24 protein-coding genes and 1 pseudogene are annotated in these 24,826 nt (G+C 70.8%); 11 read left to right on the forward strand and 14 right to left on the reverse strand.

What is annotated here, in order from left to right:
- Positions 1–250: 250 nt before the first annotated feature.
- The 7 genes from ABZ928_RS10360 to ABZ928_RS10390 all read right to left on the reverse strand — a co-directional run bounded on the left by ABZ928_RS10360 (position 251) and on the right by ABZ928_RS10390 (position 6,022).
- Complete coding sequence (locus ABZ928_RS10360; RefSeq protein ID WP_361516720.1) at positions 251–1,672, reverse strand: MFS transporter; 1,422 nt, start codon at positions 1,670–1,672, stop codon at positions 251–253.
- A gap of 234 nt (positions 1,673–1,906) precedes the next feature.
- The gene (locus tag ABZ928_RS10365; protein ID WP_361516722.1) at positions 1,907–2,776 is read right to left on the reverse strand and encodes a helix-turn-helix transcriptional regulator; all 870 of its coding nucleotides are present in this window, start codon (positions 2,774–2,776) and stop codon (positions 1,907–1,909) included.
- A gap of 93 nt (positions 2,777–2,869) precedes the next feature.
- A complete protein-coding gene (locus ABZ928_RS10370) occupies positions 2,870–3,208 on the reverse strand; it encodes a hypothetical protein (RefSeq protein WP_361516724.1) in 339 nt (112 codons plus the stop codon).
- A 59-nt stretch (positions 3,209–3,267) separates the two neighbouring features.
- Positions 3,268–3,969, reverse strand: coding sequence for a type 1 glutamine amidotransferase domain-containing protein (locus ABZ928_RS10375; protein WP_361516726.1), 702 nt, complete (start codon positions 3,967–3,969; stop codon positions 3,268–3,270).
- A 29-nt stretch (positions 3,970–3,998) separates the two neighbouring features.
- On the reverse strand, positions 3,999–4,394 hold the full coding sequence (locus ABZ928_RS10380) for a nuclear transport factor 2 family protein (protein ID WP_361516727.1): 396 nt from the start codon (positions 4,392–4,394) through the stop codon (positions 3,999–4,001).
- A 47-nt stretch (positions 4,395–4,441) separates the two neighbouring features.
- Positions 4,442–5,041, reverse strand: a complete 600-nt coding sequence (locus ABZ928_RS10385) for a flavodoxin family protein (protein WP_361516729.1) — start codon at positions 5,039–5,041, stop codon at positions 4,442–4,444.
- A gap of 123 nt (positions 5,042–5,164) precedes the next feature.
- A complete protein-coding gene (locus tag ABZ928_RS10390) occupies positions 5,165–6,022 on the reverse strand; it encodes a helix-turn-helix transcriptional regulator (RefSeq protein ID WP_361516730.1) in 858 nt (285 codons plus the stop codon).
- Between the two features lie 188 nt (positions 6,023–6,210).
- Between ABZ928_RS10390 and ABZ928_RS10395 the strand changes: the two genes are divergently transcribed.
- Genes ABZ928_RS10395 through ABZ928_RS10410 form a run of 4 tightly spaced genes read left to right on the forward strand, consistent with a single transcriptional unit; the run spans position 6,211 to position 10,041 of the window.
- The gene (locus tag ABZ928_RS10395) at positions 6,211–7,227 is read left to right on the forward strand and encodes a zinc-dependent alcohol dehydrogenase family protein (protein WP_361516732.1); all 1,017 of its coding nucleotides are present in this window, start codon (positions 6,211–6,213) and stop codon (positions 7,225–7,227) included.
- A 9-nt stretch (positions 7,228–7,236) separates the two neighbouring features.
- Complete coding sequence (locus ABZ928_RS10400; protein ID WP_361516733.1) at positions 7,237–7,437, forward strand: DUF2255 family protein; 201 nt, start codon at positions 7,237–7,239, stop codon at positions 7,435–7,437.
- A gap of 51 nt (positions 7,438–7,488) precedes the next feature.
- Positions 7,489–9,075, forward strand: a complete 1,587-nt coding sequence (locus ABZ928_RS10405; RefSeq protein ID WP_361516735.1) for a Na+/H+ antiporter — start codon at positions 7,489–7,491, stop codon at positions 9,073–9,075.
- 30 nt (positions 9,076–9,105) lie between these two features.
- Complete coding sequence (locus tag ABZ928_RS10410) at positions 9,106–10,041, forward strand: NADP-dependent oxidoreductase (RefSeq protein ID WP_361516736.1); 936 nt, start codon at positions 9,106–9,108, stop codon at positions 10,039–10,041.
- A 243-nt stretch (positions 10,042–10,284) separates the two neighbouring features.
- Here the strand turns inward: ABZ928_RS10410 and ABZ928_RS10415 are convergent, their stop codons facing one another.
- Entirely contained in the window at positions 10,285–11,421 is a 1,137-nt protein-coding gene (locus ABZ928_RS10415; RefSeq protein WP_361516738.1) for a histidine kinase, read from the reverse strand.
- Positions 11,418–12,086, reverse strand: coding sequence for a response regulator transcription factor (locus ABZ928_RS10420; RefSeq protein WP_361517626.1), 669 nt, complete (start codon positions 12,084–12,086; stop codon positions 11,418–11,420). Before ABZ928_RS10420 ends, ABZ928_RS10415 begins: the two co-directional genes overlap by 4 nt.
- Before the next feature lie 429 nt (positions 12,087–12,515).
- Between ABZ928_RS10420 and ABZ928_RS10425 the strand changes: the two genes are divergently transcribed.
- Positions 12,516–13,766, forward strand: coding sequence for a DUF418 domain-containing protein (locus ABZ928_RS10425; RefSeq protein ID WP_361516740.1), 1,251 nt, complete (start codon positions 12,516–12,518; stop codon positions 13,764–13,766).
- Positions 13,767–13,966: 200 nt separating this feature from the next.
- Here the strand turns inward: ABZ928_RS10425 and ABZ928_RS10430 are convergent, their stop codons facing one another.
- The 3 genes from ABZ928_RS10430 to ABZ928_RS10440 are packed head-to-tail and all read right to left on the reverse strand — an operon-like array spanning position 13,967 to position 17,228.
- Positions 13,967–15,337, reverse strand: a complete 1,371-nt coding sequence (locus tag ABZ928_RS10430; protein ID WP_361516742.1) for a dipeptidase — start codon at positions 15,335–15,337, stop codon at positions 13,967–13,969.
- A complete protein-coding gene (locus tag ABZ928_RS10435) occupies positions 15,334–15,777 on the reverse strand; it encodes a hypothetical protein (protein WP_361516743.1) in 444 nt (147 codons plus the stop codon). The genes ABZ928_RS10430 and ABZ928_RS10435 overlap by 4 nt, the downstream gene beginning before the upstream one ends.
- Positions 15,774–17,228 (reverse strand): APC family permease, encoded by a 1,455-nt coding sequence (locus ABZ928_RS10440; RefSeq protein ID WP_361516745.1) that lies wholly within the window; start codon positions 17,226–17,228, stop codon positions 15,774–15,776. The genes ABZ928_RS10435 and ABZ928_RS10440 overlap by 4 nt, the downstream gene beginning before the upstream one ends.
- Before the next feature lie 210 nt (positions 17,229–17,438).
- On the opposite strand from ABZ928_RS10440, the gene ABZ928_RS10445 reads away from it, so the two are divergent.
- The 4 genes from ABZ928_RS10445 to ABZ928_RS10460 all read left to right on the forward strand — a co-directional run bounded on the left by ABZ928_RS10445 (position 17,439) and on the right by ABZ928_RS10460 (position 22,542).
- The gene (locus tag ABZ928_RS10445; RefSeq protein WP_361516747.1) at positions 17,439–18,794 is read left to right on the forward strand and encodes a threonine/serine exporter family protein; all 1,356 of its coding nucleotides are present in this window, start codon (positions 17,439–17,441) and stop codon (positions 18,792–18,794) included.
- Positions 18,791–19,927 carry an aminopeptidase P family protein gene (locus tag ABZ928_RS10450; protein ID WP_361516749.1) on the forward strand — a complete coding sequence of 379 codons (1,137 nt, stop codon included), beginning with the start codon at positions 18,791–18,793 and terminating at the stop codon, positions 19,925–19,927. Before ABZ928_RS10445 ends, ABZ928_RS10450 begins: the two co-directional genes overlap by 4 nt.
- A 17-nt stretch (positions 19,928–19,944) precedes the next feature.
- The gene (locus tag ABZ928_RS10455; RefSeq protein ID WP_361516751.1) at positions 19,945–21,753 is read left to right on the forward strand and encodes an alkyl sulfatase dimerization domain-containing protein; all 1,809 of its coding nucleotides are present in this window, start codon (positions 19,945–19,947) and stop codon (positions 21,751–21,753) included.
- Between the two features lie 132 nt (positions 21,754–21,885).
- On the forward strand, positions 21,886–22,542 hold the full coding sequence (locus tag ABZ928_RS10460) for a DUF1326 domain-containing protein (RefSeq protein ID WP_361516753.1): 657 nt from the start codon (positions 21,886–21,888) through the stop codon (positions 22,540–22,542).
- A 42-nt stretch (positions 22,543–22,584) separates the two neighbouring features.
- On the opposite strand, the gene ABZ928_RS10465 is transcribed toward ABZ928_RS10460, so the two are convergent.
- Entirely contained in the window at positions 22,585–22,878 is a 294-nt protein-coding gene (locus ABZ928_RS10465; RefSeq protein ID WP_361517628.1) for a metalloregulator ArsR/SmtB family transcription factor, read from the reverse strand.
- On the opposite strand from ABZ928_RS10465, the pseudogene ABZ928_RS10470 reads away from it, so the two are divergent.
- A pseudogene (locus ABZ928_RS10470) lies at positions 22,816–23,082 on the forward strand (arsenite S-adenosylmethyltransferase); the annotation flags it as partial. The gene ABZ928_RS10465 and the pseudogene ABZ928_RS10470 overlap by 63 nt on opposite strands.
- Before the next feature lie 48 nt (positions 23,083–23,130).
- The gene (locus ABZ928_RS10475) at positions 23,131–23,613 is read left to right on the forward strand and encodes a DUF5990 family protein (protein WP_361516755.1); all 483 of its coding nucleotides are present in this window, start codon (positions 23,131–23,133) and stop codon (positions 23,611–23,613) included.
- Between the two features lie 38 nt (positions 23,614–23,651).
- Here the strand turns inward: ABZ928_RS10475 and ABZ928_RS10480 are convergent, their stop codons facing one another.
- Positions 23,652–24,725 (reverse strand): 2-oxoglutarate and iron-dependent oxygenase domain-containing protein, encoded by a 1,074-nt coding sequence (locus ABZ928_RS10480; RefSeq protein ID WP_361516757.1) that lies wholly within the window; start codon positions 24,723–24,725, stop codon positions 23,652–23,654.
- Positions 24,726–24,826: the final 101 nt, after the last annotated feature.

Below are 24,826 nucleotides of genomic sequence, written 5' to 3' on the forward strand. Positions count from 1 at the left end.
ACCGGTTTCGACGAGAACACCGACCCCGTCGGCCGCGAGTTCGGCGAGTTCTACTCCACACCGCGCGGCTACCACCCCAACACCATCACGCAGTTCACCCTGACCAGCACCATGGCGTGCATGAACTTCCCGCTGCTGACGCGCATCGGTTCGATCGCGCCGCGAGTTCTTCACCAAGCACTTGGCGTGACCGCCGTTCACGGAAACCTGACCCGGGCGGCTCCCGGGTCAGGTTTCCGGCTGTCGAGGCTCAACGGCGGCGGAGGCGCAGCACCGGAACCAGGTTCAGGAGCAGCCCGGTGACCGCGACACCGGTCACCAGGTTCAGGCCGGGGCGGTAGGCGGTGAAGTCGGCGCCGCTGTCGCCCGTTCCGGCGAGTACGGCGGTGAGGACGGCAAGGACGAGGGCGGCACCGACCTGGCCGGAGGTCTGTACCAGGCCGGAGGCGAGGCCCTGTTCGGAGTCGTCGATGCCCTCGGTGGCCTGGGACATGATCGCGCTGTACCCGAACGCGAAGCCGCCGCCGAGCAGGATCAGGGACGGGAACATCGCGAGCAGGTAGCCCGGCGAGGAGCCGGCCACGGCCAGGAACCAGACGTAGCCGAGGGTCGCCGAGGTCATCGAGGTGATGATCAGGGGTGCGGTGCCGAAGCGGTTGACGAGCCGGCCGGTGAGGGGCGAGCCGACGGCGACGATCAGGCCGACGGGCAGCAGCGCGAACGCCATCCGCAGCGGCGACCAGCCGAGGCCGTCCTGCAGATACAGCGTCATCATGAACTGGAAGCTGAGATAGGAGCCCATCAGCGCGACGATGCTGAGGTTGGCCCGGACGGTGGTGGCCTTGCGCAGGATGCCGAAGCGGACCAGCGGGTGCCGGACCCGCTGCTCGATCAGGACGAAGGCGAGCAGCAGAAGAAGAGCCACGCCGAAGGCGGCGAGCGTCGCCGCGGAGGTCCAGCCCGTCGTGGGGGCGGTGACCACGGCGTACACGGCGAGCAGCATGCCCGCGGTCAGGGTGACCGCGCCGGCCGGGTCCTGGCCGCCGGTCCCGGTGCGGCGGTCGCGCGGGATCAGGATCAGACCGACGACCAGGGCGAGCAAGGCGAGCGGTACCGGCATCAGGAAGGTCCAGCGCCAGCCGATCCCGGTGAGCAGACCACCGAGGATCAGGCCCGACGAGTAGCCCAGGGCGCCGAAGAGGCTGAAGACCGACAGGGCCCGGTTGCGCTGCGGGCCCTCCCGGAACGTCGTGGTGAGGATCGACAGACCGGCGGGCGCGGTGAACGCGGCGGCCACACCCTTCACGAAGCGGGTGGCGATCAACAGCGTGCCGTCGTCGACCAGACCGCCGAGCAGAGAGGCGACGGCGAACACGGCCAGCGCGGCGAGGAAGACCCGGCGGCGGCCGAGCAGGTCGGCGGTACGGCCGCCGAGCAGCATCAGGCCGCCGTAGCCGAGGACGTAGCCGTTGATGATCCACTGCAGCGACCCGGTGGCCATGCCGAGGTCGTGGCCGATGGAGGGCAGGGCGACGCCGACCATGGAGACGTCGAGACCGTCCAGGAACAGCACCAGGCACAGCACGGCGAGAACGGCCCAGAGGCGGGCGGTCCAGCGCGGCTCCGGGGCGGCGAGCGGCAGGGTCCCGGGGTGGGACTGGGTCAGGGACATGGGGGGTGGGTCTCTTTCCTGGCGGATGAGCAGGCAGGTCGGACGCCTCGACGCTGAGGAACCGGTGGGAAGAGGGGCGGACCGGGGGCGGGTGCGCGCGGCGCGGTCGGCCTCGTGAAGAGCGTGCCAGGAATGCCGTACACGAAGAAGGGAGAGCCTCTTCCTAGGCGCGGGGCGCGTAGGAAGAAAGGCTCCCCCTTTGAAGGGAATACTCGCAGGGACCGCCGGGGCCGGTCAGGCGGAACTGCTCCTGACCGCATGGCTCGGGTCCGCCGCCCAGGACGCCAGCAGGCGCAGGCTGTCATGGGTCGGGGTGCCCGGCTCGGCGGTCCAGACGATCATCTGGAGATCGGTGTCGGCTGCCCAGGTGACCGCGTTCCAGTCGAGGTGGAGGTCTCCGACGACCGGGTGGCGCAGGTGCTTGACCCCGGTGTCCCGGACGGCGACGTTGTGGGCACCCCACCACTGGCGGAACTGTTCGTCCCGGACCGACAACTCGCCTACCAGGGCGGCGAGTTGCGTGTCCCCGGGGTTGTTGGTGTTGTGCATCCGCAGCTGGGCGATGGCCAGCCGGGTGACGCCCTCCCAGTCCGCGTACAGCTCACGCATCGCGGGATCGGTGATGAGCAGCCTTATGTAGTAGCGCTGCTTCTCGGGGATCTGCCCGAAGTCGGTGATCAGGGCGGCGCCCATGGCGTTCCAGGCGACGATCTCGGTGCGCGGACCGATCACGAAGGCGGGCGTGTGTGCCATGTCGTCGAGCATGCGCTGCAGTTGCGGCTGCGTCCTGGGGCGCGGCTGCCGGCGGGGAGGGCGGAAGTCGTCCTTGGCCGCGAGCTCGTAGAGGTAGGCGCGCTGGTCCTCGTCCAGGTGCAGAACGCGGGCCAGGGACTCCAGTACGGACTGCGAGGGCTGAATGCGGCCCTGTTCGAGGCGGGCGTAGTAGTCGGTGCTGATGGCCGCCAGGACGGCGACCTCCTCACGGCGCAGGCCCGCGACGCGACGGGAGCCGCCGGCGGGCAGACCGACGGCGGCCGGGTCGAGCTCTGCGCGGCGTGCCTTGAGGAATTCCCCCAGATCGTGGCGGTGAGGATCGCGGTTCATGCCCTCACCCTGACATCGGAGAGCGGTGTTGTCAGGGGGAGAGTTTTGTCCCTGGAAGTCCTCACCACGAAGCTGACGCGCTGCCCCGCGGAATCAGCGGACGCGGGACCACTTGCCGTGCAGCTGCACGAACTCGCCGCCGATGACCGAGCTGGCCATGCAGGTGCCCTCGGTGTAGTCCTCGATGTGGGTGACGTGGTCACCGGCGTCGGGCTCGGTCCAGCGCACGACGAAGAGGCCGTCGCGGAGCTGGGTGGTGGTGTACTCCATCGTCTGCTTCCGGCCCTTGATGGCACCGCCGGTCACCTCGAAGCTGACCTGGGTCTGCGAGTCGAAGGTGATCTCCACCGTGAAGTGGCCGAGCGGGGTGTCCGGGCCGAGGTCCGCCAGCCAGGTCTGGCCGACACCGGGAAGGGTCGCGTTGCTGTCCATCGGTACTACCTCTTTCTGTGATGCGATGAGCGATGGTGCGGGGAGTCGGCCTGCGGGGCTCAGCCGAGAACCTTGACGACCTCGTGGGCCAGGGGAACGGCCGAGGCGGGGTTCTGGCCGGTGATGAGGGTGCGGTCCACCTCGATGTGCGGGGCGAAGTTCTCCTCGCCCTTGTGGTAGTCGGCGCCGACGTCGGCGACGAGACGGTCCTGGAGCAGCCACTTCGCCCGGTCGGCGAGGCCGTTCTGGATCTCCTCGGCGTTGGACAGGCCGGTCAGGCGGTACCCGGCGAACGGGGACTTGCCGTCCGCGTCCACGGTGGACAGCAGTGCGGCGGGGCCGTGGCAGACCAGCGTCACGAGCTTTCCGGAGGCGAGCCAGTCGCTGAGCAGCTTTCCGGCCGCGGGGTCGTCGGAGAGGTCCTCCATCGGGCCCCAGCCGCCGGGCACGAACACCACGTCGTAGTCGTCGATGTCCACGTCCTCGATACGGATCGGATCCGCCAGCTCGGTGGCCTCCTTCAGCGCGGCCCGCATCTTCTCGGCGCCCTCCTCACCGCCGTTGAAGTCCGGGGTGAGGCTGAGCGCGTCGGCGGTCGGCGCGACGCCGCCCGGGGTGGCCGCGGCGATCTCGTAGCCGGCCTCCTTGAAGACGCCGTACGGGCCGATGGCCTCCTCGGCCCAGAAGCCGGACGGCTGCTCGAACCCGTCGGCCAGGGTCCAGTGGTCGGCGGCGGTGATGAGGAAGAGGATCTTCGCCATGATGTGCTCCCTACGAGACGGTCCGGGGGTCAGTTGTCGTTCGCGGCCAGCTGCACGACGTGGCTGTCGGCGGCCTGGATCAGATGGGTGAGCTTGCCGTCGCCGACCGTCCACAGGTGGATGAAGCGGGCGTCGGACGCGGCGCCGGACTTGGCCACCGCGTGGTAGTGGCCGCGTACGAAGACGTGGTCACCGTCGGCGCCGTAGAACTCCTCGGCCACCGCGCCGAAGGACGTGAAGCGGGGGGCGAGCCGGCCGAAGAAGTCGCCTCCGGCGCCGGCCCAGGTCTTGTAGACGCCGCCGTAGGGGAAGCCGGGGGTGATGTCCCAGACGATCTCGGGGTCGATGACCTCGGCGACGACGTCCGGGGCCATGCCGGAGTCGTAGAGCCGGCGGACCAGGGCGACGTTCGGGGAATCGGACATGACAGGTGCTCCTTGTGCGGGGTGATGTGCGGGGTGATGTGCGGTGCTCAGGCGGCGAGGACGGACCGACCCGCGAGGAAGAACGCGGTCTGCTGCGCGACACGGGCGCCGAGACCCTCGGCGGTGGCGATGTCCGACTTGTGCACGGCCTCGGGGCCGGCATCGACCGGCGTCTGGGCGCCCGCACCGACGAAGTAGCCCAGACGGTTGATGTCGTCCTCGCCGCCCTCACTGGAGGCCCAGCCCGGCTGGACACCGAGGCTCACCCAGTGCATGCCGTGCTGCGCGGCCATCGTGAAGAAGTAGCCCAGGGTCGAGGACTTGTCGCCGTTCTTGGCACCGGAGTTGGTGAAGCCGGCGGCGATCTTGTCGGCCCAGGTCTGCGTGTACCAGCGCTTGCTGCTGGCCTCGGCGAAGGTGTGGAACGCGGCGGACGCGGTGCCCATGTAGGTGGGGGCACCGAAGATGATCGCGTCGGCGGCGTCCAGCTGTGCCCACTGCTCGTCGGTGATCGCGTCCACCGGTATGGAGATCACGTCGGCACCGGCTGCCGCGGCGCCGCGCGCCACGGCCTCGGCGATGACGGCGGTGTGGCCGTATCCGGAGTGGAATGCGACGGCGACCGTGGGGCGGGAAATGGAAGACATGGCGGGGTATTGCTCCTCGGAAAACTGCTGCGTGAATCCTGCTCTGGAAGCATGGCACGGAATTCAGCGAGAAAGGTAGGAAGGATTTCTCCCTGGCTTTACGCCGGGCACCACCGGCCGGTTTTACGAATTCATGGCGCAGGTCGCCGACCAGGAAGACAGGAAGCGCAATCCCTCATAGGCGGGCGAGCCGGGCTCTGCGGCCCAGACGACCAGTTGCTGGTCGCAGTCGGCCTCGCGACTGAGCGCGTCCCAGCCGAGGGTGAGCTCACCGGCGACCGGATGGCGGAACACCTTGACGCCACCGGTGCGGGGCGCCACGTCCCGCCCGCCCCACCACTGGCGGAACCGGTCGTCCCGCAGCGACAGCTCACCGACGAGGTCGGTCAGCCTCCGGTCGTCGGGACGGACCGCGGCCCAGCGCCGCAGCACGGCCATGGCGTTGCGGGCCGAACTCTCCCAGTCGGCGTACAGCGATCTCATGGCCGGGTCGGTGAAGAGCTGTCGTATGTAGTTCCGCTGCCCATCGGGGATCTGCGTGTAGTCGGTGCCGAACAGGGCGGTGGCCATCGGGTTCCACGCCAGGATGTCCAGGTAGGGGCCCAGGACCAGGCCGGGGGTCGTACTGAGCTCGTTCAGTACGGTGCGCAGCCGCGGGTGCGCCTTCTGCGGGGCCCGTCGCCGGGGCGGGCCCGTCTCCCTTCCGGCCAGGTCGAAGAGCCGGTCCCGCTGCTTGTCGCTCATGCGCAGGACCCGGGCGAGGGTGGCCAGCACGGACGCGGAGGGGGTGGCGCGGCTCTGCTCCAGTCGGGTGTAGTAGTTCGTGCTGATGCCTGCCAGCGCGGCCACCTCGTCCCGGCGCAGGCCGGTCACGCGCCGCCGTCCCTCGGCCTCGGGCAGGCCGACGGTACGGGGGCCGAGCTCGGCCCGGCGGGCCTTCAGGAATTGGCCCAGCTCCTTCAGGTGCGCGTTGCTGGTCATACTGGCCAGTCTGCGGCCGGCCGCCACTCGGCTGGGTAGGAAGGTTTTGTCCCTGGATATCTTGCATCCGGGGTGGAATTCTCCTAAGTGCGGGCCTTGCGAGCAGCGGCAGAGCCGACACAAAGGAATTCCATTTCCCCGGCAGTCCGCGCTTCCGCATTTCTCTACGACGCAGCAGGAGACACGGCATGCGCGCAACCCTGATCCACGCCCCTGGTGACATCCGGGTGGAGGACGTCCCCGAGCCCACGATCCTCAAGCCGACGGACGCGATCATCCGTACGGTCGCCACCTGTGTGTGTGGCTCGGACCTGTGGCCGTATCGCGGTATCGAGCCCGTCGGCAACCCGCATCCGATGGGGCATGAATACGTCGGTGTCGTCGAGGAGGTCGGCAGCGAGGTCGGCAACGTCAAGCCGGGGCAGTTCGTGGTCGGTTCCTTCGCCACCTCGGACAACACCTGCGCGCACTGTCAGAAGGGCTGGCAGTCCTCCTGTCTGAACCGCGAGTTCATGGGAACCTGCCAGGCCGAGTACGTGCGCATCCCCAACGCCCACGGCACCCTGGTCGCCACCGACGCGCACCCCGCCGACGACCTGGTGCCAAGCCTGCTGGCGGTGTCCGACGTGATGGGCACCGGCTGGTACGCGGCCCTCGCCGCCGAGGTGAAGCCGGGCTCCACGGCTGTCGTGGTCGGTGACGGAGCGGTCGGCCTGTGCGGTGTCATCGCCGCGAAGGAGCTCGGCGCCGAGCGGATCATCGCGATGTCCCGGCACGAGTCCCGGCAGAAGCTCGCCCTGGAGTTCGGCGCCACCGACATCGTCAGCGAGCGCGGCGAGGACGGTATCGCCCGCGTCAAGGAACTCACCGGCGGCATCGGCGCCGACTCCGTCCTGGAGTGCGTCGGCACCGCCCAGTCCATGAGCCAGGCCCTGCACTCCGCCCGCCCGGGCGGCAACGTCGGCTTCGTCGGCGTCCCCCACGAGGTGGCCGTGGACGGCCAGGAGCTGTTCTTCTCCCAGGTCGGCCTGCGCGGCGGCCCGGCGCCCGTGCGCCGCTACCTGCCCGAACTGATCGACCTGGTCCTGACCGGCCACATCGACCCGGGCAAGGTCTTCGACCTCACCCTCCCCCTGGAGGAGGTCGCCGAGGGCTACAAGGCGATGGACGAACGCCGCGCCATCAAGGCCCTCCTCACCCCCTGAGGCTCACCGATGACGACCTGGACGAGCGCCGAGCTGACCCGGATCGAGCACGCCGAGGAGCTTGGGATGTCTCCCTCGCGCGCCGACGGCACGTCCCGCGCACCGGTGCCGATCTGGGTCGTCCGTGACGGCGACGACCTCTACGTCCGCTCCTTCCGGGGCGAAGCAGTTACATCAACCCCATGGTGGCCTCGCGGGACACGACCCTGAAGCTCGTGCCGCGCTGAACCGCAGTCCTTTCACCACTGCTGGAGAACCCCCTTGCTCGGTCTCGAACTCGTCGTGGTCCTGGGCGTGGCCGTGCTGGTGGGCAACGCCCTGGGACAGCGCCTCGGCATAGCCCCGCCCATCGTCCTGCTCGTGACGGGCGTGCTGCTGGGGTTCGTCCCCGCGATCCGGGCGGCCCAACTGCCCCCGGAGGTCGTGCTGTTGCTGTTCCTCCCGGTGCTGCTGTACTGGGAGAGCCTGACCACCTCGCTGCGGGAGATCCGCGCCAATCTGCGCGGCATCGTGCAGTTGAGCACGGTCCTCGTCATCCTCACCGCCTGGGCGGTGGCCGCGGCGGGGCACGCCCTCGGGCTGCCGTGGGGACCGGCGTGGGTGCTCGGCGCCGCCATGGCTCCCACCGACGCGACCGCGGTCGGTGTCCTGGCCCGCGCCCTGCCGCGCCGCCAGGTCACCATCCTGCGCGCGGAGAGCCTGGTCAACGACGGCACAGCCCTGGTCGTCTACGGTCTCGCCGTCGGCATCACGGCCGGCGAGGAGCACCTCGGCGTCCCGCACGTCGGCGGGCTGTTCCTGCTCGCGTACGGCGGCGGCGCGGCCGTGGGTGTCGCGGTCGCGTGGGTCAACATGAACCTGCGGCGCCGCCTGACCGATCCCCTGCTGGGCAACCTGGTCATGATCCTGGCGCCCTTCACGGCCTACCTCCTCGCCGAGCTGATCGAGGCGTCCGGCGTCCTCGCCGTGGTCGTCAGCGGCCTGATCATGTCCCAGGTCGCCCCGCGCATCATCCCGGCCCACCACCGCACCCAGGCACTGGCGTTCTGGCCGCTGGCCACCTTCCTCATCAACAGCGCGCTGTTCGTCCTGGTCGGAGTGGAACTCCAGTACGCCGTCCGCGACCTGGGCAGTGCCGACCTCCGGGACGCGCTGATCGCGGTCGGTGTCATCTGCGTGGTGCTGGTCGCCGTACGCTTCGCGTTCCTGTACGCCTCCACCTACCTGATCCGCGCACTCGACCGCAGCCCCCGCCAGCGCACGCTCCGCGTCGGCCACCGCACCCGCGTGGTCAACGGGCTCGCCGGGTTCCGGGGCGCGGTCTCCCTCGCCATGGTGCTCTCGGTCCCGCAGACCCTCGACTCGGGCGAGCCCTTCCCCGACCGCAGCTTCATCGTCTTCGTCACCTCCGGCGTCATCCTCGTGACCCTGGTGGTGCAGGGACTGCTGCTGCCGGTGGCGGTGCGCTGGGCGAAGCTGCCGCCCGACACCTCCGTCGACGAGGAACTCGACCTCGCCGAGACCACCGCCATCGAGGAGGCGATCAAGGCGATGCCGCTGCTCGCCGCCGACCTGCGGACCGATCCGAAGATCGCCGAGTGGCTCCGGCAGGAGTACGAGGCCACTCTGGCGTCAGTCCGGGCCCGGAGCGCGGGCGCCCACGACGACCCCGCCGTGCTTCAGCACCAGGACTATCTCGCACTGCGGCTGGCCCTCATCGCCGGCAAACGCGCCACCGTCGTCCGGCTCCGCGACGAGCGCCGGATCGACGACACCGTACTGCGCCGTCTCCAGGCCGCCCTCGACAGCGAAGAGGTCCGCCTGTCCGGAGGAGCGCCGGTCGAATGACCCGTATCCGTCCCTGAGGAGGAGATCACCGTGAAGGCTGTAGGACTGACCGAATTCGGCGGACCCGAAGTACTGCGGGTCCTGGACCTGCCGATACCCGAGACAGGGCCGGGCGAGATACGCATACGGGCGCACGCGGCGACGGTCAACCCCGTCGACACGCTGGTACGCCGAGGCATCGCCTTCGTCTCCGACGCCGAACCGCCGTACGTTCCGGGGATGGAGGCAGCCGGCGTGATCGAGGAGATCGGCGCGGGAGTCGACACCGGTCTCGGCGTCGGCGACCGCGTCATGGCCGTCGTCGCCACCTCCGGAACGCACGGCGCGTACGCCGAGCACCTTGTCGTCCCCGCGGACTCGGTGGTCCGGGCACCGGCGGGCGCGACCGACATCGAAGCGGCCACCCTCCCGATGAACGGGCTGACGGCCCACATGGCACTGGACCTGCTGGATCTGCCCGAGGGTGCCACCGTCGCGATCACCGGAGCGGCCGGCGCGGTCGGCGGCTACGCCGTCCAGCTGGCCAAGGCGGACGGGCTGCGGGTGCTCGCCGACGCGGCGCCGAAGGACGAGCAGCTGGTGCGGGGCCTCGGCGCCGATGTCGTCCTGACGCGCGGGACCGACTTCCCCGACCTGGTGCGCAAGGAGGAGCCGGACGGCGTCGACGGGCTCCTCGACACCGCGGGCATCGTCGGCCTCGCCATCCGCGCGGTCCGGGACGGCGGCCGGGTGGCGTCGTCGGTCGGCGGCGTTCAGATGCCCAGCGAACGCGGCATCGAGACCCGGAACACCTTCGTGCCGCAGTACGCACGCGAACGCGGCAAGCTCGACCGCCTTCGGCAGCTGGCGGAGGAAGGCCGGCTCACGCCGCGGATCGCGCGAACCCTGCCGGCCGAGGAGGCCGTCGCAGCGCACCGACTGCTGGAAGCGGGGGGCCTCCGGGGACGCGTGGTGCTCACCTTCTGAGCATCGGCCCAGGCGCTTCGACAGACCACGCCCAACGCGGACTCCGTTCCCCGACGGCGGCTCCAGCCATGTCCCGTCCGGGGCCACATGTATGCGACCGCAACTCCGCTTCAACAGTCGTTCTCCCCACCAGGCGACATACGCGCGGTGGTGCTCTCACCGGCACGACTCTGTGCATACGTAAGGTTCCGTGCCCTCCGCGTGCCCGTCCAGGTGACCGGATCATCGTCGGGCGGGTTGTGTTCAGGCGGGTCGGGTGGGGGCCCGTAGTCCGATCTCGTATCCGCCCTGTGGGGTGGGTTCGGCGGTGAGGGTGCCGCCCAGCAGTTCGGCGCGTTCTCTCAGGCCGATCAGGCCGTGCCGGGCGCTGGGCAGGGCGACGGAGGGGCGGGTGGGGGCGGTGTTGGTGACGGTGACGCCGAAGTGCTGCGCGTCGTGCCACAGGCGCACCTCGGCGCGGGCGCCGGGGGCGTGCTTGCGTACGTTCGTGAGGGCTTCCTGGACCGTGCGGTAGACGGTGCGTTGGGCGGTGGTGTCGATGTGGGGCGGGAGTTCGCCGGTCAGGGTGGTCTCGATGCCGCTGTTGGCGATCAGCTGCTGGAGGTCGGCGAGCGTGGGCTGGGGGGTGAGTTCGGTTTCCTTGCCGCCTGAGGCGCGCAGCAGGGTGACCATGTGGCGGAGTTCGTCGAGGGTGTTCACGCTCAGGGTGCGGATGGTCCGGGCGGCGTCGCGGGCCGCGGGGTCCTTCGCGGCGACCTGAAGGGCTCCGGCCTGTACGGCGATGAGGCTGACCTGGTGGGAGACGACGTCGTGCATCTCGCGGGCCAGTTGGGCGCGTTCGCGGGCGAGGACGGTCTGGGCGTACAGGGCGCGTTCGTGTTCGCGGGCCACTTCCACCTCGACGAGCTGGCGGGCCACCTCGTGTCTGGCCTGCAAGAGCTGGCCGAACAGGATCGGGGCGAAGGCCGTGGCCAGCGTGTAGACGAACTGGATGAGCGTCCAGGTCCGGTCGTCGGAAAACGTGTCACCGGAAAACGTGTCGGACAGGGGCCAGGCGAGGGTGGCCGCCGCCGCGTTCAGCAGGGCGCAGCCGGCCAGCAGCGGGCGGTTGCGGGTGCGCGTGGCCAGTGTGTACAGGGCGGCGATCGGCGCGACCGCCACGTCCATGAACAGGGTCATGGGCAGCGTCAGCAGGAAGACGGCCAGGGGAAAGCGCCTGCGCGGGAACAGGGCGGCGCAGCCCAGGGCGGCGCAGGCCCATATGAACGGTGTCGCCTCGCCGTAGAGGTTGATCCAGGCGTCGAGCGCGGCGAGCACGACGAGGCCCGCGTCGACGGCCCAGGGCGGCACCCGCCGCCACCGTGCCTGACCCGTGGTCATCGCCCGTTGCTCCGTGGGGTGTCCGCGCCGTCGTCGCTGAGCAGTCCGGCGCGCTCCGCGAGGAGCGCCGCCTGGACGCGGCTGGAGACCCTCAGCTTGGTCAGGATCGAGCTGACGTGGTCCTTGACGGTGCCCGCGCTGAGATGGATGCGGGTGCCGATGTCGGCGTTGGACAGTCCTTCCGCGATCAGGACGAGGACGTCACGTTCGCGGTCGCTGAGCAGGTTCACGCGCGCCACGTCCGCGTCCTGGGGTGCCCCCGCCCCCGGATGGCCGCGCAGCAGAACCCGCGAGGCTTTCGGGGACATCACCACGCCGCCGGCGGCCAGGGTGCGTACGAGGTGGGCGAGTTGTTCGGGCTCGGTGTCCTTGAGCAGGAAGCCCGCGGCTCCCGAGCGCAGCGCGGTCAGGATGTATTCGTCGGTGTCGAAGGTGGTCAGCATGGCCACCGTCGGCGGCTCGGGCAGCGTCTGGATCTGGCTGAGGACGGTCAGGCCGTCCACGTCCGGCATGCGGATGTCGAGGAGCACGACGTCCGGGTGCTCGCGCCGGATGGTGTCAGTGGCCTGCGCTCCTGCCGCGGTCGCCACGACCTGGATGTCTTCGGAGGCGTTCAGGATCAGCTCGAACCCGGACCGCACCAGCGCCTCGTCGTCCACCACCACTACCCGGATCACCGGCGTCCCGCCTCACACTCGTCACACTGTCTGTTCTGTCCGGCTTCTCGGCGACCCATGGGCCCCTGCACCCCTGCACCCCTGCCCCCCTGCACCTCGCATCGGGGCGCCCGTTCTCGTACGGTGATCGCCTGCCGTCGACAGTACGTCCGACGCGGTGCGCGGCGGTGCGGCCGCTGTGGACACCCGCCACCCGGCAGGCCGGTTCCAGCCGTTCGGGGGGAGCGCTCCGGCCTGTCGGCGGGCGGGTGGGCGAGGCTCGGCGGATGGTGTCGGCGGTTCTCGCCCGGTGGGGTGTGTCCGTGGGGCCGCCCGCGCTGTACCGCCGGTCGGCGGGGCGGTCCCGGCCGGTCGGCGGGGGTGTCACCGAAGCCTGCCGGATGGTCCGCCCTCTGACGTCCACGCGAGATTCTCCGTATGACACAGATACAGCCGTCCAAGGAGACACCTGCTCCGCAGGAGAACCCGCCTCCACCGCCCAGGACCTCGCCCGGGTCCGCCGGGCAGACCCCCGGCGGTCCCTCGGTGGGACGCCTGGTCGGGGTGGACCTGGCCCGCGCGCTGGCGGTGTTCGGCATGTACGTCGTGCACATCGGGCCGCCGCTGTCCGCCACACACGGCGTCGGCAGCTGGGTCCGGTACATGGCCGACGGCCACTCGTCGGTCCTGTTCGCCACCCTCGCCGGGTTCTCGCTGATGCTGATCGCGGGCCGCTTCGAGCCGAAGACCGGCCTGGCGGGCCGGCAGGCGAAGGCCCGGATCGCGATCCGCGCCGTGATCCTGCTGGCGCTGGGCACCGTGATGGCGATGGAGTACGGGGGCGTGATCATCCTCGGCTTCTACGGCGTCTACTTCCTCCTCGCGCTGCCTCTGGTGCGGCTGAGCGCGGGGGCCCTCGCGATGATCGCGGCGGGGCTCGCCCTCGTCATGCCGCAGCTGGCGTTCGTCCTGACCACGGGGCTGAGCGACTCCGTCCAGCAGAGCGTCAACGCCTACGACCCGCTCCGCCACCTCAGCGAGGTGGGAGTGCTCGATCTGCTGCTCACCGGTTTCTACCCGGCGCTCACCTGGATGCCGTTCGTGATCGCCGGCATGGCGCTGGGTCGCATGGACCTGTCGGCGGCCGCCGTCCAGCGGCGCCTGGCGGTGCTCGGCGCCGGCCTCGTCGTGGGAGCTTACGGCCTGTCCCTGCTGCTGGCGGGCAAGAACGCGTTGCGGAGCATGGCGGAGGACGGCTCGTCGTCCAGCGGATCCGGGGCGGCGTCCATGGGCAGCGGGCTCATGGAGCCCCAGCGGTCGTTCTCGGAACTGTTGTCCGCCGGGCCGCACAGCGGCACCACGTTCGACATCATCGGCAGCGTCGGCGTCGCGATCCTCGTGATCGTGGGCGCGACGGTGGCGATGGACCGCCTGCCGCGGCTGCGCCGCCTGGCGAAACCGGTCATCGCCGTGGGCACCATGTCCCTGACCGCCTACGTCGGCCACTTCCTCGCGCAGTCGGTGCTGTCCACGCCCGCCGGGACGAGCACCCAGCAGTCGTGGGTGCCGCTGCTCATGTACGTCCTCGGGGCGATAGTGTTCGCCACCGTCTGGTCCCGCTTCTTCCGCCGCGGACCCCTGGAGTACCTGCTCAGCACCGCCACGAAGCCCGCCAAGTACGTCCGGTGAGGTCCGGCCGGGGTGGCTCGGCTCCTGCTCCGTCCCGGCCTGAACGGTCTGCCAGGCCCGCAAGGGGATCGCCCTTGCGGGCTTCGGCTGTGGTCCTGGCCGACTGACGTCAGTTCCGCCTGGCGCCCACCGGCCGAGAACGAGCGGCCGCACAAGCGCGACTGCTCACCACGCACCACGGCTTGTGAGCAGCGGCGTGATCACCGCGCCTCCCGTTGGCTGTGCGCCGCGCCCTTCGCGAACTCCCGCAAGAACAGGGCCTCGACGTGCGCCATGTGTGCGATCTCCGTCGGGTCGACGCTCTCGTTCGGGGCGTGGATGAGGCAGCGGGGCTCCTCGACGCCCATCAGGATGATCTCGGCACGGGGGTAGGCCGACGCGAAGACGTTGCACAGGGGGATGGAGCCGCCCTGGCCGAGGAAGGCGAGCGGTCTGCCGTAGACCTGTTCCATCGCACTGCCCAGGGCCGTGTAGGCGGGGCCGTCGGTGGCGGCGCGGAACGGGGAGCCGGTGCCCTCCGTCTCCACCGAGACCCGCGCGCCCCAAGGGGCGGCCTCCGTCAGGTGCTTGGTGAGCGCCTCACGGGCCGCGTCCGCGTCCGTGCCCGGCGGAACGCGCAGGCTGACGCGGGCGCGGGCGGTGGCCGGGACGGCGGCCGCGGAGCCGACGACCGGCGGGCAGTCGATCCCGAGGACGGTGACGGCGGGGCGGGCCCAGAGGCGGTCGGCGACCGTGCCGGTGCCGGTGAGGTGGACACCGGCCAGGACGCCGGCGTCCCGTCGGAAGGTCTCCTCGTCGTAGCCCACGCCCTCCCAAGTGCCGTCGCAGTCCAGGCCGTTGATCCGGGTGGCGCCCGTGGCCGGGTCGCGCAGGGTCGACAGCATCTGGATCAGGGCCGCGAGGGCGTCCGGTGCGGGGCCGCCGAACATGCCCGAGTGGATCTCGCCGGCCAGGGTCTCGACGGTGACGACGAGGTTGGCCAGGCCGCGCAGGGTGATCGTCGCCGTACCCGTGCCGACCTCCGCGTTGCCCGTGTCGCACACCAGCAGCGCGTCGGCGAGGAACTGCTCCTGGTGCTGGGCGACGTACGCCTCCAGACCGCCCGTGCCCTGCTCCTCCGAGCCCTCCGCGACGAACTTCAGGCCCACCGGAATGTCCTCGCCCAGTGCCCGGAGCGCGGTGAGGTGCATGACGATGTTGCCCTTGCAGTCGGCGGTGCCGCGCCCGTACCAGCGGCCGTCGCGCTCGGTCAGCGTGAACGGCGGGGTGGTCCAGGCCTTGTCGTCGAGCGGGGGCTGGACGTCGTAGTGGCAGTAGAGCAGGACGGTCGGCGCGCCGGGCGGTGGCGGGCGGTGGCCGATGACGGCGTGGCTGCCGTCCGGGGTCTCGGCGAGGTGTACGTCCCTCAGGCCCGCGGCGGAGAAGGCGTCGGCGACCCACTGGGCGGCCTTGTGGCACTCCTCGGGCGGGTACTGGCGCGGGTCGGCGACGGAGGGGATCGCGACGAGGTCGGTGAGGTCCTGCTTCGCGCGGGGCATCAACGCGGCGATCCGGTCGGCCAGTTCACTCATGCGTCTCGCCTCACCGTGTCGTCGGTCTTGAGGTCGTCGATCTTGTCCTTGAACTTGTCGAGCTTGTCCGGGCAGTAGATCTCCAGGATCTTGGCCTCCGCACGCAGCGCGCGGGCGTCCCCGATGACCGGACGCTGGCCGACGAACGCGGCCCCGTTGGAGACGTTGATCTTCCACAGGGCCGACTCCAGCGCACTGGCGGGGTCGTCGCAGACGATGCCGCCGTCGGTGCCCAGCGTCCGCTCGATCGTCCCCGTGTCCGGGCGCGGCCAGCCGGCCTGTTCGGCGGCGTCGGCGAGCTTGTTCGCCTTCTCCGCCGCTTCGTTGTCGGTCTTCACGCTCTCGTACTGGATGACTCCGATGACGGCGAGGGCGAGGAGTACGACGATGGCACCGAGGTAGATCCACTTGTGCTCGGAGGCGAACCTGGTGGGGCTCATGCGGCATCACCTTCCTGGGTACGCCAGCCCGGCTTGCGGAACTTCAGGAACGCCCACGGGATCAGCAGACCGAGGATGACCAGACCGCCGCCGATGAGAAGGACGTACGCCCAGACACTGCCGCTGCCGAACTGCGACGGCGGTACGAAACCGATGGCGAGCGCGGCGATCGAGGCGAGCAGGCCGACCGTGCACATCAGGTGCAGGGCCGGGACGCGGTAGCCGCGCGGATGGTCCGGCTGGGTCTTCCGCAGCCGCATCGCGGCGGCGAACATCAGCAGGTAGACGATCAGATAGACCTGTGTGGTGATCGTCGAGAAGATCCAGTACACGTTGGAAACGTTCGGGATCAGCGCGTACAGCAGGGCGATGACCGTGGTGACGACGCCCTGGGTGACGAGGATGTTCTGCTGGATGCCGTACTTGTTGAGCTTCTGGAGGAACGGCGGCAGATAGCCCTCGCTGCGGGAAATCTCCAGCAGGCCCTTCGACGGCCCGGCGAGCCAGGTGAGCATGCCGCCGAGGGCCGCGGAGACCAGCATCACGGCCGCGATCGGGGTCATCCAGCCGACGTGGAAGTGGGAGAAGAAGGCGTCGAACGCCTGCATCACGCCCGCGGTGAGGCTGAGCTGGTTGCCCGGCACCACCCAGCTGATCGCCAGCGCGGGCAGGATGAAGATGAGCAGGACCAGGCCCATCGCCAGGAACATCGACTTCGGGTACTCCTTCGCCGGGTCCTTCAGCGACGAGACGTGGACCGCGTTCATCTCCATGCCGGAGTAGGAGAGGAAGTTGTTGACGATCAGCACCAGGCTCGCCAGCCCCGTCCACGCCGGCAGGAGGTGTTCGGCCGTCATGGGAGCGGCGGAGGCGTTGCCCTGGCCGAGGAAGACCATGCCGAGGACCACAAGGAGGGTGCCGGGGATGAGGGTTCCGATGATCAGGCCCCAACTGGACAGTCCGGCAAGGGCTTTGGTGCCGCGCGAGGACACCCATACGCCGGTCCAGTACAGGACCATGATGACGATCGCGGTGTAGAGCCCGTTGGAGGCCAGGGACGGGTCGATGACGTACGCGATGGTGCTCGCGACGAAGGCGAGCAGGCTCGGGTAGTAGAAGATCGTCATCGCGAACTGGCACCACACGGCGAGGAATCCGAGCGGTTTGCTCAGCCCCTCGCTCACCCACCGGTACACGCCGCCCGGCCAGCCGGAGGCGAGTTCGGCCGAGACCAGCGCGGTCGGGAGCAGGAACACGATCGCCGGGACGAGGTAGAGGAAGACGCAGGCCAGGCCGTAGACGGCCATCGTGGGCGCGGCCCGCAGGCTGGCCACGGACGCGGTGGTCATCAGCGCCAGCGTCATCCAGGTCAGGGTGGGCGCGGCGGCCGTTCTCACCTCCGTCCGCACGGCTTGCTTCGGAACGTCCGCCGGAACGTCCATCGATGCCATCAGGCCCTCCCGGGTGGCGTGAGCGAGGTCGTCGCCAGCCTCTTTGCGAGCGGGTCGGGACGCAGCACGAGTGGGCCGTTCGGGTGATACGGCGGTGGCACCCGCCCAAGATGCCGACAGCTGATGCCGAGACCAGATGCCGACCGCGGATGCCGACCGCGGACCGCCCGTGCAGGCTGGAACTCCTGGCCCCGGAGCGAGGAGACGGGCGTGGAGCAGCACGAGGACGCGGTTGTCGACGACGCGGTTGTCGACGACGCGGTTCTCGACGACCTCACGGCGTTCCTGTCCCGGCTGACCGGCCTCCTGCTGCGCTCCTCCGGCGAGGGCGCGCACCTCGTCGAGCGGGCCGTGGCGGACAGCGCCCGGGCCTTCGGCGGCGGCGCGTCCCTGCTCCTGGTGCCGGAGGCGGCCACGCTGACGGTCACCGCGCCGGGCGGCCGCACCCGTACCGTCACCGTGCACGGCTTCCCTGAGGTCTTCCGCCTCGACCAGGTCGCCGCGCTCAAGCCCCTGCTCGACGAGGTCCATGCGGGCCGGATCGGCATCACCGAGGCCGACCGCCGGCTCACGGCGATCGAGACGGCCCCGGCGCCGTACCCGTGGTGGCTGAAGTTCCTCGGCATCGTGCTGTTCGCGCTGGGCTTCGCCCCGCTGATGCAGCCGACCTGGTACGAGATCGCCGCCACGGCGGTCCTGGGCACGCTGTCGGCGGCTCTCGCCGTCACGGCGGACCGGGTACCGGTGCTGGCCCGGATCCTGCCCCTGGTGGTGTCGGTCGCCGTCTCCGTCGTCACGATCGAGGTGTTCGCCGACGACCCGGCGCGCGGCGGCCCGGTCCTGCTGATGCTCCCGGCGCTGTTCTACTTCGTGCCCGGCGACTACCTGAGCGCCGCGGCCGTGGAGCTGGCGGCGGGTCTGATCACGACGGGGTCGATCCGGCTCGTCTACGCCGTCTTCCTCCTGGTCCAGCTCTATCTCGGCGTCCTGCTCGGCGTCCTGGTCACCGGCACCTCCACCCACGCCCTGTTCGACATCGCCGCCGACGCGGACCTCCCCCGCTGGGCGCTGTTCCTGGCGTGGGTCGTGTTCACGGCGGGCACGCTCTTCGCCTTCGCGATCCCCGTGCGCTTCTTCTGGCCCCTGCTCCTGCTCGTCTACGTCACCGTCGGCGTGCAGTCGGCGTTCACGAAGCTCGTCGGGGAGACGGGCGGCACGTTCGTCGCCGCCGTCGTCCTGTCCGCCGCGGCCACGCTGATCGCACGCCCTCCGGATCGCCCGCCCCGGCTGATCCTGATCCTGCCGGGCTTCTTCACCCTGACCGTCGGCTCGCTCGGCATGCGCGGCCTGACCACCCTGGCCGGCGGCTACGTCATCGAAGGCTTCCAGGACCTGCTGAAGCTGGTCACGATCGTCACCGCCCTCGCCGTCGGCCTGATGGTCGGCGGGGCGCTCGCACAGGGCGACACGGTCACCCGTACGGCCGTACATCCGCGGGCGCCCCGCACCCCCTCCGCATCCAATGAGCAGGGCGGCACCCGACACGCAGACGAGGCGGCACCATGAGCGACATACCCGCGGCCACACCCCCGGCGTTCACCGCGCAGGACTACGCGGCCCGGATGAGCCGGGCCGCGCGCGACGCGGCCGGGGCCGGGCTCGCCGGGCTCCTGGTCACCCCCGGCCCCGACCTGGTGTGGCTCACCGGCTACCGGCCCACCGCGATCACCGAGCGCCTCACGCTCCTCGTCCTCACCCCGGACAGCGAACCGCACCTGCTGGTACCGGCCCTGGAACGCCCCGACGCGGAAGCCGCTCCCGGAGCGGGCGCTGTACGGATGACCGACTGGCGCGACGGCCAGGACCCGTACGCGGCAGCGGCCGGCCTGCTGCGCCCGAGCGGCCGCTACGGCGTCTCCGACTCCGCCTGGGCCCTGCATCTGCTGGGCCTGCTGGAAGCCCTGCCCCGCACCGCCTACCAGGCCCTGACCACCGCACTACCCATGCTGCGCGCGGTGAAGGACGAGCACGAGGTGGCCCGGCTCGCGGCGGCGGGCGCGGCGGCCGACGCGGCGTACGGCGAGATCCTGCGGGTGCGCTTCGCCGGGCGCCGGGAGACGGACGTGGCCGCCGACCTCGCCCGCCTGCTGCGTGAACACGGCCACAGCCAGGTCGACTTCACGGTCGTCGGCTCCGGCCCGAACGGCGCGAACCCCCACCACGAGGCGGGCGAGAGGGTCATCGAGGACGGCGACACGGTCGTGCTCGACTTCGGCGGCCTCAAGGACGGTTACGGCTCCGACACCACCCGTACCGTGCACGTGGGCGAGCCCACCGCCGAGGAACTCAAGGTCCACGACATCGTGCGCGAGGCGCAGCAGGCCGCCTTCGAGGCCGTACGCCCCGGAGTGGCCTGCCAGGACATCGACCGCGTCGCCCGCGAGGTGATCACCGACGCCGGGTACGGCGAGCACTTCATCCACCGCACCGGCCACGGCATCGGCGTCACCACGCACGAACCGCCGTACATGGTCGAGGGCGAACTGCAGCAGCTCGTACCCGGCATGTGCTTCTCCATCGAGCCCGGCATCTACCTGCCCGGCCGTTTCGGCGTCCGCATCGAGGACATCGTCACCTGCGCCGAGAGCGCGGGACGCCGCCTGAACAACACCCCCCACGAGATGGCCGTCGTCGCCTAGGCCCAAGGAGCCCGCTCATGACCGCCGCCCTGCCCGACTTCGCCGACCGCACCGACTTCGAGGACGCCGACCGCGGCCTGGTCGCCCCGCCGGCGGACCGCACGATCACCACGGATGACGGCCGGGTCGTATGGGACTTCGACGACACCGCGTTCCTGGACGGCGACTGTCCCGACTCCGTCAACCCCAGCCTGTGGCGTCAGTCCCAGCTCTGCGCCCGCGCCGGCCTGTACGAGGTCGCGGACGGCGTCCACCAGATCCGCGGCTACGACCTGTCCAACATGTCCCTCATCGAGGGCGAGCGCGGAGTCGTGGTCGTCGACCCGCTGGTGTCGGCGGAGTGCGCAAAGGCGGGCCTGGACCTGTACCGCGCGCACCGCGGCGAACGCCCGGTCACCGCCGTCCTGTTCACGCACTCGCACATCGACCACTTCGGCGGCGTCGAGGGCGTCGTCGCCCCTGGGACCGAGGTCCCGATCGTCGCGCCGGAGGGCTTCATGCGGCACTCCGTCGCCGAGAACGTCTACGCCGGTACGGCGATGCTGCGGCGCGGCATGTACCACACCGGTGCCGAACTCGACCGGGGCCCCGGCGGCCTGGTCGGCACCGGGCTCGGCTTCACCGCCTCCACCGGCACCGTGGGCCTGGTCCCCGAGACCCTCACCATCCGGCACACCGGCCAGGAGGAGCGGCTCGACGGCGTCCTGTTCCGCTTCCAGATGACGCCGGACACGGAAGCCCCCTCGGAGATGAACTTCCTGCTCCCCGAGCGCCGGGCCCTGTGCATGGCGGAGAACGCCACCCACAACCTGCACAACATCCTGACCCTGCGCGGCGCCGTCGTCCGCGACGCCCGCATCTGGTCGCGCTACCTCAACGAGGCCCTCGACCTGTTCGCCCACGACGCCGACGTCCTCTTCGCCTCCCACCACTGGCCCACCTGGGGCCAGGACCGCATCCGCACCTTCCTCTCCGAACAGCGCGACCTCTACGGCTACCTCCACGACCAGACCCTGCGCCTGACCAACCAGGGCCACACCGGCATCGAGATCGCCGAGATGCTCGAACTCCCGCCCGCCCTCGACCGCGCCTGGCACGCCCGCGGCTACTACGGCTCCGTCAGCCACAACGTGAAGGCCGTCTACCAGCGCTACATGGGCTGGTACGACGGCAATCCGGCGTCCCTGTGGGAACACCCGCCGGTCGAGACCGCCCAGCGGTACGTCGACTGCATCGGCGGCATCGACGCCGTACTGGACAAGGGCCGCGGCTACCTTGACTCGGGCGACCCGCGCTTCGCCGCGCAGCTGCTGAAGCACGCCGTCTTCGCCGCGCCGGAGCGCACCGACGCGAAGGAGCTGCTGGCCCGGACCTTCGACCGGCTCGCCCAGGGCGCCGAGTGCGCCACCTGGCGCAACAACTACCTCATGGGCGCCGCGGAACTCCGCCACGGCGTCAAGAAGACACGCCTCGCAGCCGGCAGCATGGCGGGCGCCCTCAGCGTCGAGCAGGTCTTCGACTCGCTCGCGATCCGCGTCAACGGCCCCGAGGCGTGGGACACCGACGTCACCGTCCACTGGCACTTCACCGACCTGGACGAGATGTACCGCATGACCCTCCACAACGGCGTCCTCATCCACGCCCGCACCACCCAGCCCGCCGACGGCACGGACCTGGGGCTGGCCCTCACCAAACCGCAGCTGATGGGCATGCTCGCCGGCAAGGGCCTGGACGGCGTCCGGCACACCGGCGACCCGACGGCCCTGAAGACCCTGCTGTCCGTCCTGGACGACCCCGACCCCGACTTCGCGATCGTCACCCCCTGAACCGGGTTCCGCGCAGGGGGCGGGAGGTGCAAGCTGGAAGGGAGACCGTGTCCCGTTCCCGGGACCGGGCTCGGCGCACGCGGTCTCGTCACTCCGAGTGAGCTCCCTGGAGCTCGGCAGGAGGGAAGCGAGATGACGGAACAGGCCACCACCCCGACGCGCTGGCATCTGACCGGCGACTGGTTCGATGTGTGCAAGTGCGCCATCCCCTGCCCGTGCACCTTCGCCCAGCCCCCGACCTACGGCGACTGCGAAGGCGTCCTGGTCTGGCACATCCGGGAGGGCAGCTACGGCGACGTCCGGCTCGACGGCCTCAACGTCCTGATGCTCGGCTCCTTCACGGGCAACGTCTGGGCCGGCGAGCACAGCGACCCGTACGCCGCGGTGTTCCTCGACGAACGCGCCGACGAACAGCAGCGCGGTGCTCTCGGGGCCGTCTTCGGCGGTGAGGCGGGCGGCTGGCCGGCGCGGTTCGGGGAGATGTTCCACCCCGAGATGCGCGGGATGGACGTCGCACCCATCCACGTGGAGATAGCCGATGACCTCGCCACCTGGCGGGCCGAGGTCCCCGGCCGGGTCACGGCGGCCGCCGAGGCGCTCACCGGCCCGACCACCACCGACGGCGGGCGCGTCCAGGTCCACAACGCCCCGGGCGCCGAGGTCGGGCCGGGCCAGGTCGCCACCTGGGGCCGGGCCACCGTCGACCAGGCGAACGCGTTCGGCTTCTCCTGGGACCGCTCCGGCAAGTCGAGCAAGCACTTCCCCTTCGACTGGAGCGGCCCCGACTGACGCGGGCCCGCGTCGCAGGGCCGGCCGTCCACCGGGAGGCGCTCACGCGAGTGCCTCGGCCGCGGTCGGCGTTCTGAGGAACGCGGCGAGCCGGTCGAGAGCCGTCGGCAGCGCCCAGTAGTACACCCACGTGCCACGGCGCTCGCAGTCGATGAGACCGGCCTGACGCAGCGGCTTGAGGTGGTGGGAGATCGTCGGCTGGGACAGGTCGAAGGCCGGGGTCAGCTCACAGACGCACGTCTCGCCGCCCTCCCCGCGCGAGGCGATCATCGACAGCCCGGCGGCCGTATCGGCGTCACCGACGTCGTCGCCGACGACGCCCTCACGCCCGGGCAGCGAGGCGAGCGCGGGGACTACGTCGGCTGCATCGCGGGCGCGCTGTCGTTCGCCGAGTACCGGGAGGGACTGGAGGCCGCCGGCTTCACGGACGTCGAGATCACCCCGACCCACCCGGTCGCCGACGGCATGCACTCAGCCGTCGTTCGCGCGGTCAGGCCCTCCACCGGTGAGCCGGGCCCCTCGGCCGGCCGCCAGGGCTGACCGACCCTGTCGGCCTGGACGACAGAGCGGAGCGGGATGATGGCCGGCATGCGTATCCGCATCGACGCGGTCGACCTGCCCGGTCTCAGCCGCCCCGCCTCCGCCGACGGCAGAACCCCTGCGTACGGCAACATTCACGTCGCCGTGCAACGCCGCGACCGTCCGGCCGAGCTCCTCGCGCCACAGCCCGGGGACGCGGCGTCCGCGACCTGGACGCTGGAGTGCACCGCGCGGGTCTCGCCGGCCGGGGTCGAGGTCACGGGTCCCTGGGTGCAGCATCGGCTGGGGCGGCGGTTCATCTATCTGTCGTGGGGCACGGTCGACGCGTCGGGCGTCTTCACGATGTTCCGCCGCGCGAAGCTGATGCTCGACGTCCTCCCCGCCGACGTGCTCGCCGCCGCCGCACGCGGCGGGCTGCTGGTCGGACGCCTGGGGCTGACCGATGAACAGGGCGGGCCCCGCTGCGCACGGGTCGAGCCCCCGCACATCACCTGGACCGCCGAAGCCGCCGAAGCCGCGGAACCCGGCTGAGGCCACGGGCCGGTTCGCCCGGCGTCATGCGCGCGTGATCACTGCTGCGGACCGTCCTCCGCCGCCGCCAGCACCCGGGCCGCTTCGCGCACGGCGGCGGTGTTCGCCTTGCCCTGGCGGGAGCCGGCGAGCTTGGCCTTGATGTGGTCGCGGATGAGGATGGGCTCGTAGGCGAGGCCGTCGGCGGCGTCCAGGTGGCTGGGGAGTGTGGAGATGACGGCGTCGATGTTGCCGTCGTGGAAGTACGCGACCGAGCGGCGGCGCTCGATGGTGCCGTTGATGACGGGCGGCTTGACGCGGTGCAAGGTCGACATCCAGCGGTCGTTGGTCAGGCGGGCGGTCAGGTCGCCGAGATTGACCAGCAGGGCGCCGTCCGTGGGAGAGACGTCGTGCCAGACGCCGTCGGCGCCCAGGACCTGGAGACCGGCCACCTGGTCGGCCCAGAGGACGGTGACGAGGCCGAAGTCGGTGTGCTCGCCCATGCCCGTCAGATCGCCGTCCAGGGTGACCGTGCCATGCGGCAGGGCGTAGTTGTTCATCCGGAGCACGTCGACCGAGTGGTCGGTGAGCGCGGCGAAGAAGTCGTGCGGCAGGCGGAGGGCGTCGGCGAAGACCGTGGTGAGGGTGCGGGCGACCCGGCCCGCCTCCGCGAAGTACGCCTCCGCCTTCGCACGGAAGCCGTCGATGTCGGGCCAGACGTTGATGCCGTAGTCGTCCTCGGACAGGTCCAGACGGGTGAACGAGCGGGCCTCGGTGCCGATGTTGAACGCCTCGAAGAAGTCGTTCATACGGCTGGCCGACTCGACGCCCAGACTCAGGCTCAGCGACTCGCTCCTGGGCGGGCTGTAGCCGCGGTTCGCGCCCTCGACGCGGTACGACTTCTTGGCCTCGGGCGGGAGGGAGAAGAAGGCGTCCACGGCCTCCTCCAGGCCGCCGATGATGTCGTACGGGATTCCGTGGCCGAGGACCTGGACGAAGCCCACCGTCGAGCAGGCGGCGTCCATCTGCTCGCTGACCAGGGCTTTGGCTGCCGGGGTGCCGCCTTGGGTGTAGGCGCTGATGTCGACGACCGGGACCGCGAAGCCGTCGGGGGAGGGCGTGGGGTGCGGCATGGTGTCTCCTGGGGAGGACGTGCGGGGGCCGTGGGGAGGCCGGGGGCCTACGGTTCTGTCTTACGCGACTATGGCGGCCCGGGCACGCTGCGTGCCGGCTG

Source organism: Streptomyces sp. NPDC046909, from assembly GCF_040644695.1.
Taxonomy (GTDB): domain Bacteria; phylum Actinomycetota; class Actinomycetes; order Streptomycetales; family Streptomycetaceae; genus Streptomyces.

Excerpts from the sequence above, each read along its gene's own strand:
- ABZ928_RS10365 (WP_361516722.1), bottom strand. The coding sequence starts at position 2,776 with ATGAACCGCGATCCTCACCGCCACGATCTGGGGGAATTCCTCAAGGCA.
- ABZ928_RS10390 (WP_361516730.1), bottom strand. The coding sequence starts at position 6,022 with ATGACCAGCAACGCGCACCTGAAGGAGCTGGGCCAATTCCTGAAGGCC.
- ABZ928_RS10455 (WP_361516751.1), top strand. The coding sequence starts at position 19,945 with ATGACCGCCGCCCTGCCCGACTTCGCCGACCGCACCGACTTCGAGGAC.
- ABZ928_RS10425 (WP_361516740.1), top strand. The coding sequence starts at position 12,516 with ATGACACAGATACAGCCGTCCAAGGAGACACCTGCTCCGCAGGAGAAC.
- ABZ928_RS10380 (WP_361516727.1), bottom strand. The coding sequence starts at position 4,394 with ATGTCCGATTCCCCGAACGTCGCCCTGGTCCGCCGGCTCTACGACTCC.
- ABZ928_RS10430 (WP_361516742.1), bottom strand. The coding sequence starts at position 15,337 with ATGAGTGAACTGGCCGACCGGATCGCCGCGTTGATGCCCCGCGCGAAG.
- ABZ928_RS10460 (WP_361516753.1), top strand. The coding sequence starts at position 21,886 with ATGACGGAACAGGCCACCACCCCGACGCGCTGGCATCTGACCGGCGAC.
- ABZ928_RS10385 (WP_361516729.1), bottom strand. The coding sequence starts at position 5,041 with ATGTCTTCCATTTCCCGCCCCACGGTCGCCGTCGCATTCCACTCCGGA.
- ABZ928_RS10450 (WP_361516749.1), top strand. The coding sequence starts at position 18,791 with ATGAGCGACATACCCGCGGCCACACCCCCGGCGTTCACCGCGCAGGAC.
- ABZ928_RS10415 (WP_361516738.1), bottom strand. The coding sequence starts at position 11,421 with ATGACCACGGGTCAGGCACGGTGGCGGCGGGTGCCGCCCTGGGCCGTC.
- ABZ928_RS10370 (WP_361516724.1), bottom strand. The coding sequence starts at position 3,208 with ATGGACAGCAACGCGACCCTTCCCGGTGTCGGCCAGACCTGGCTGGCG.
- ABZ928_RS10375 (WP_361516726.1), bottom strand. The coding sequence starts at position 3,969 with ATGGCGAAGATCCTCTTCCTCATCACCGCCGCCGACCACTGGACCCTG.
- ABZ928_RS10395 (WP_361516732.1), top strand. The coding sequence starts at position 6,211 with ATGCGCGCAACCCTGATCCACGCCCCTGGTGACATCCGGGTGGAGGAC.
- ABZ928_RS10400 (WP_361516733.1), top strand. The coding sequence starts at position 7,237 with ATGACGACCTGGACGAGCGCCGAGCTGACCCGGATCGAGCACGCCGAG.
- ABZ928_RS10360 (WP_361516720.1), bottom strand. The coding sequence starts at position 1,672 with ATGTCCCTGACCCAGTCCCACCCCGGGACCCTGCCGCTCGCCGCCCCG.
- ABZ928_RS10440 (WP_361516745.1), bottom strand. The coding sequence starts at position 17,228 with ATGGCATCGATGGACGTTCCGGCGGACGTTCCGAAGCAAGCCGTGCGG.
- ABZ928_RS10435 (WP_361516743.1), bottom strand. The coding sequence starts at position 15,777 with ATGAGCCCCACCAGGTTCGCCTCCGAGCACAAGTGGATCTACCTCGGT.
- ABZ928_RS10480 (WP_361516757.1), bottom strand. The coding sequence starts at position 24,725 with ATGCCGCACCCCACGCCCTCCCCCGACGGCTTCGCGGTCCCGGTCGTC.
- ABZ928_RS10475 (WP_361516755.1), top strand. The coding sequence starts at position 23,131 with ATGCGTATCCGCATCGACGCGGTCGACCTGCCCGGTCTCAGCCGCCCC.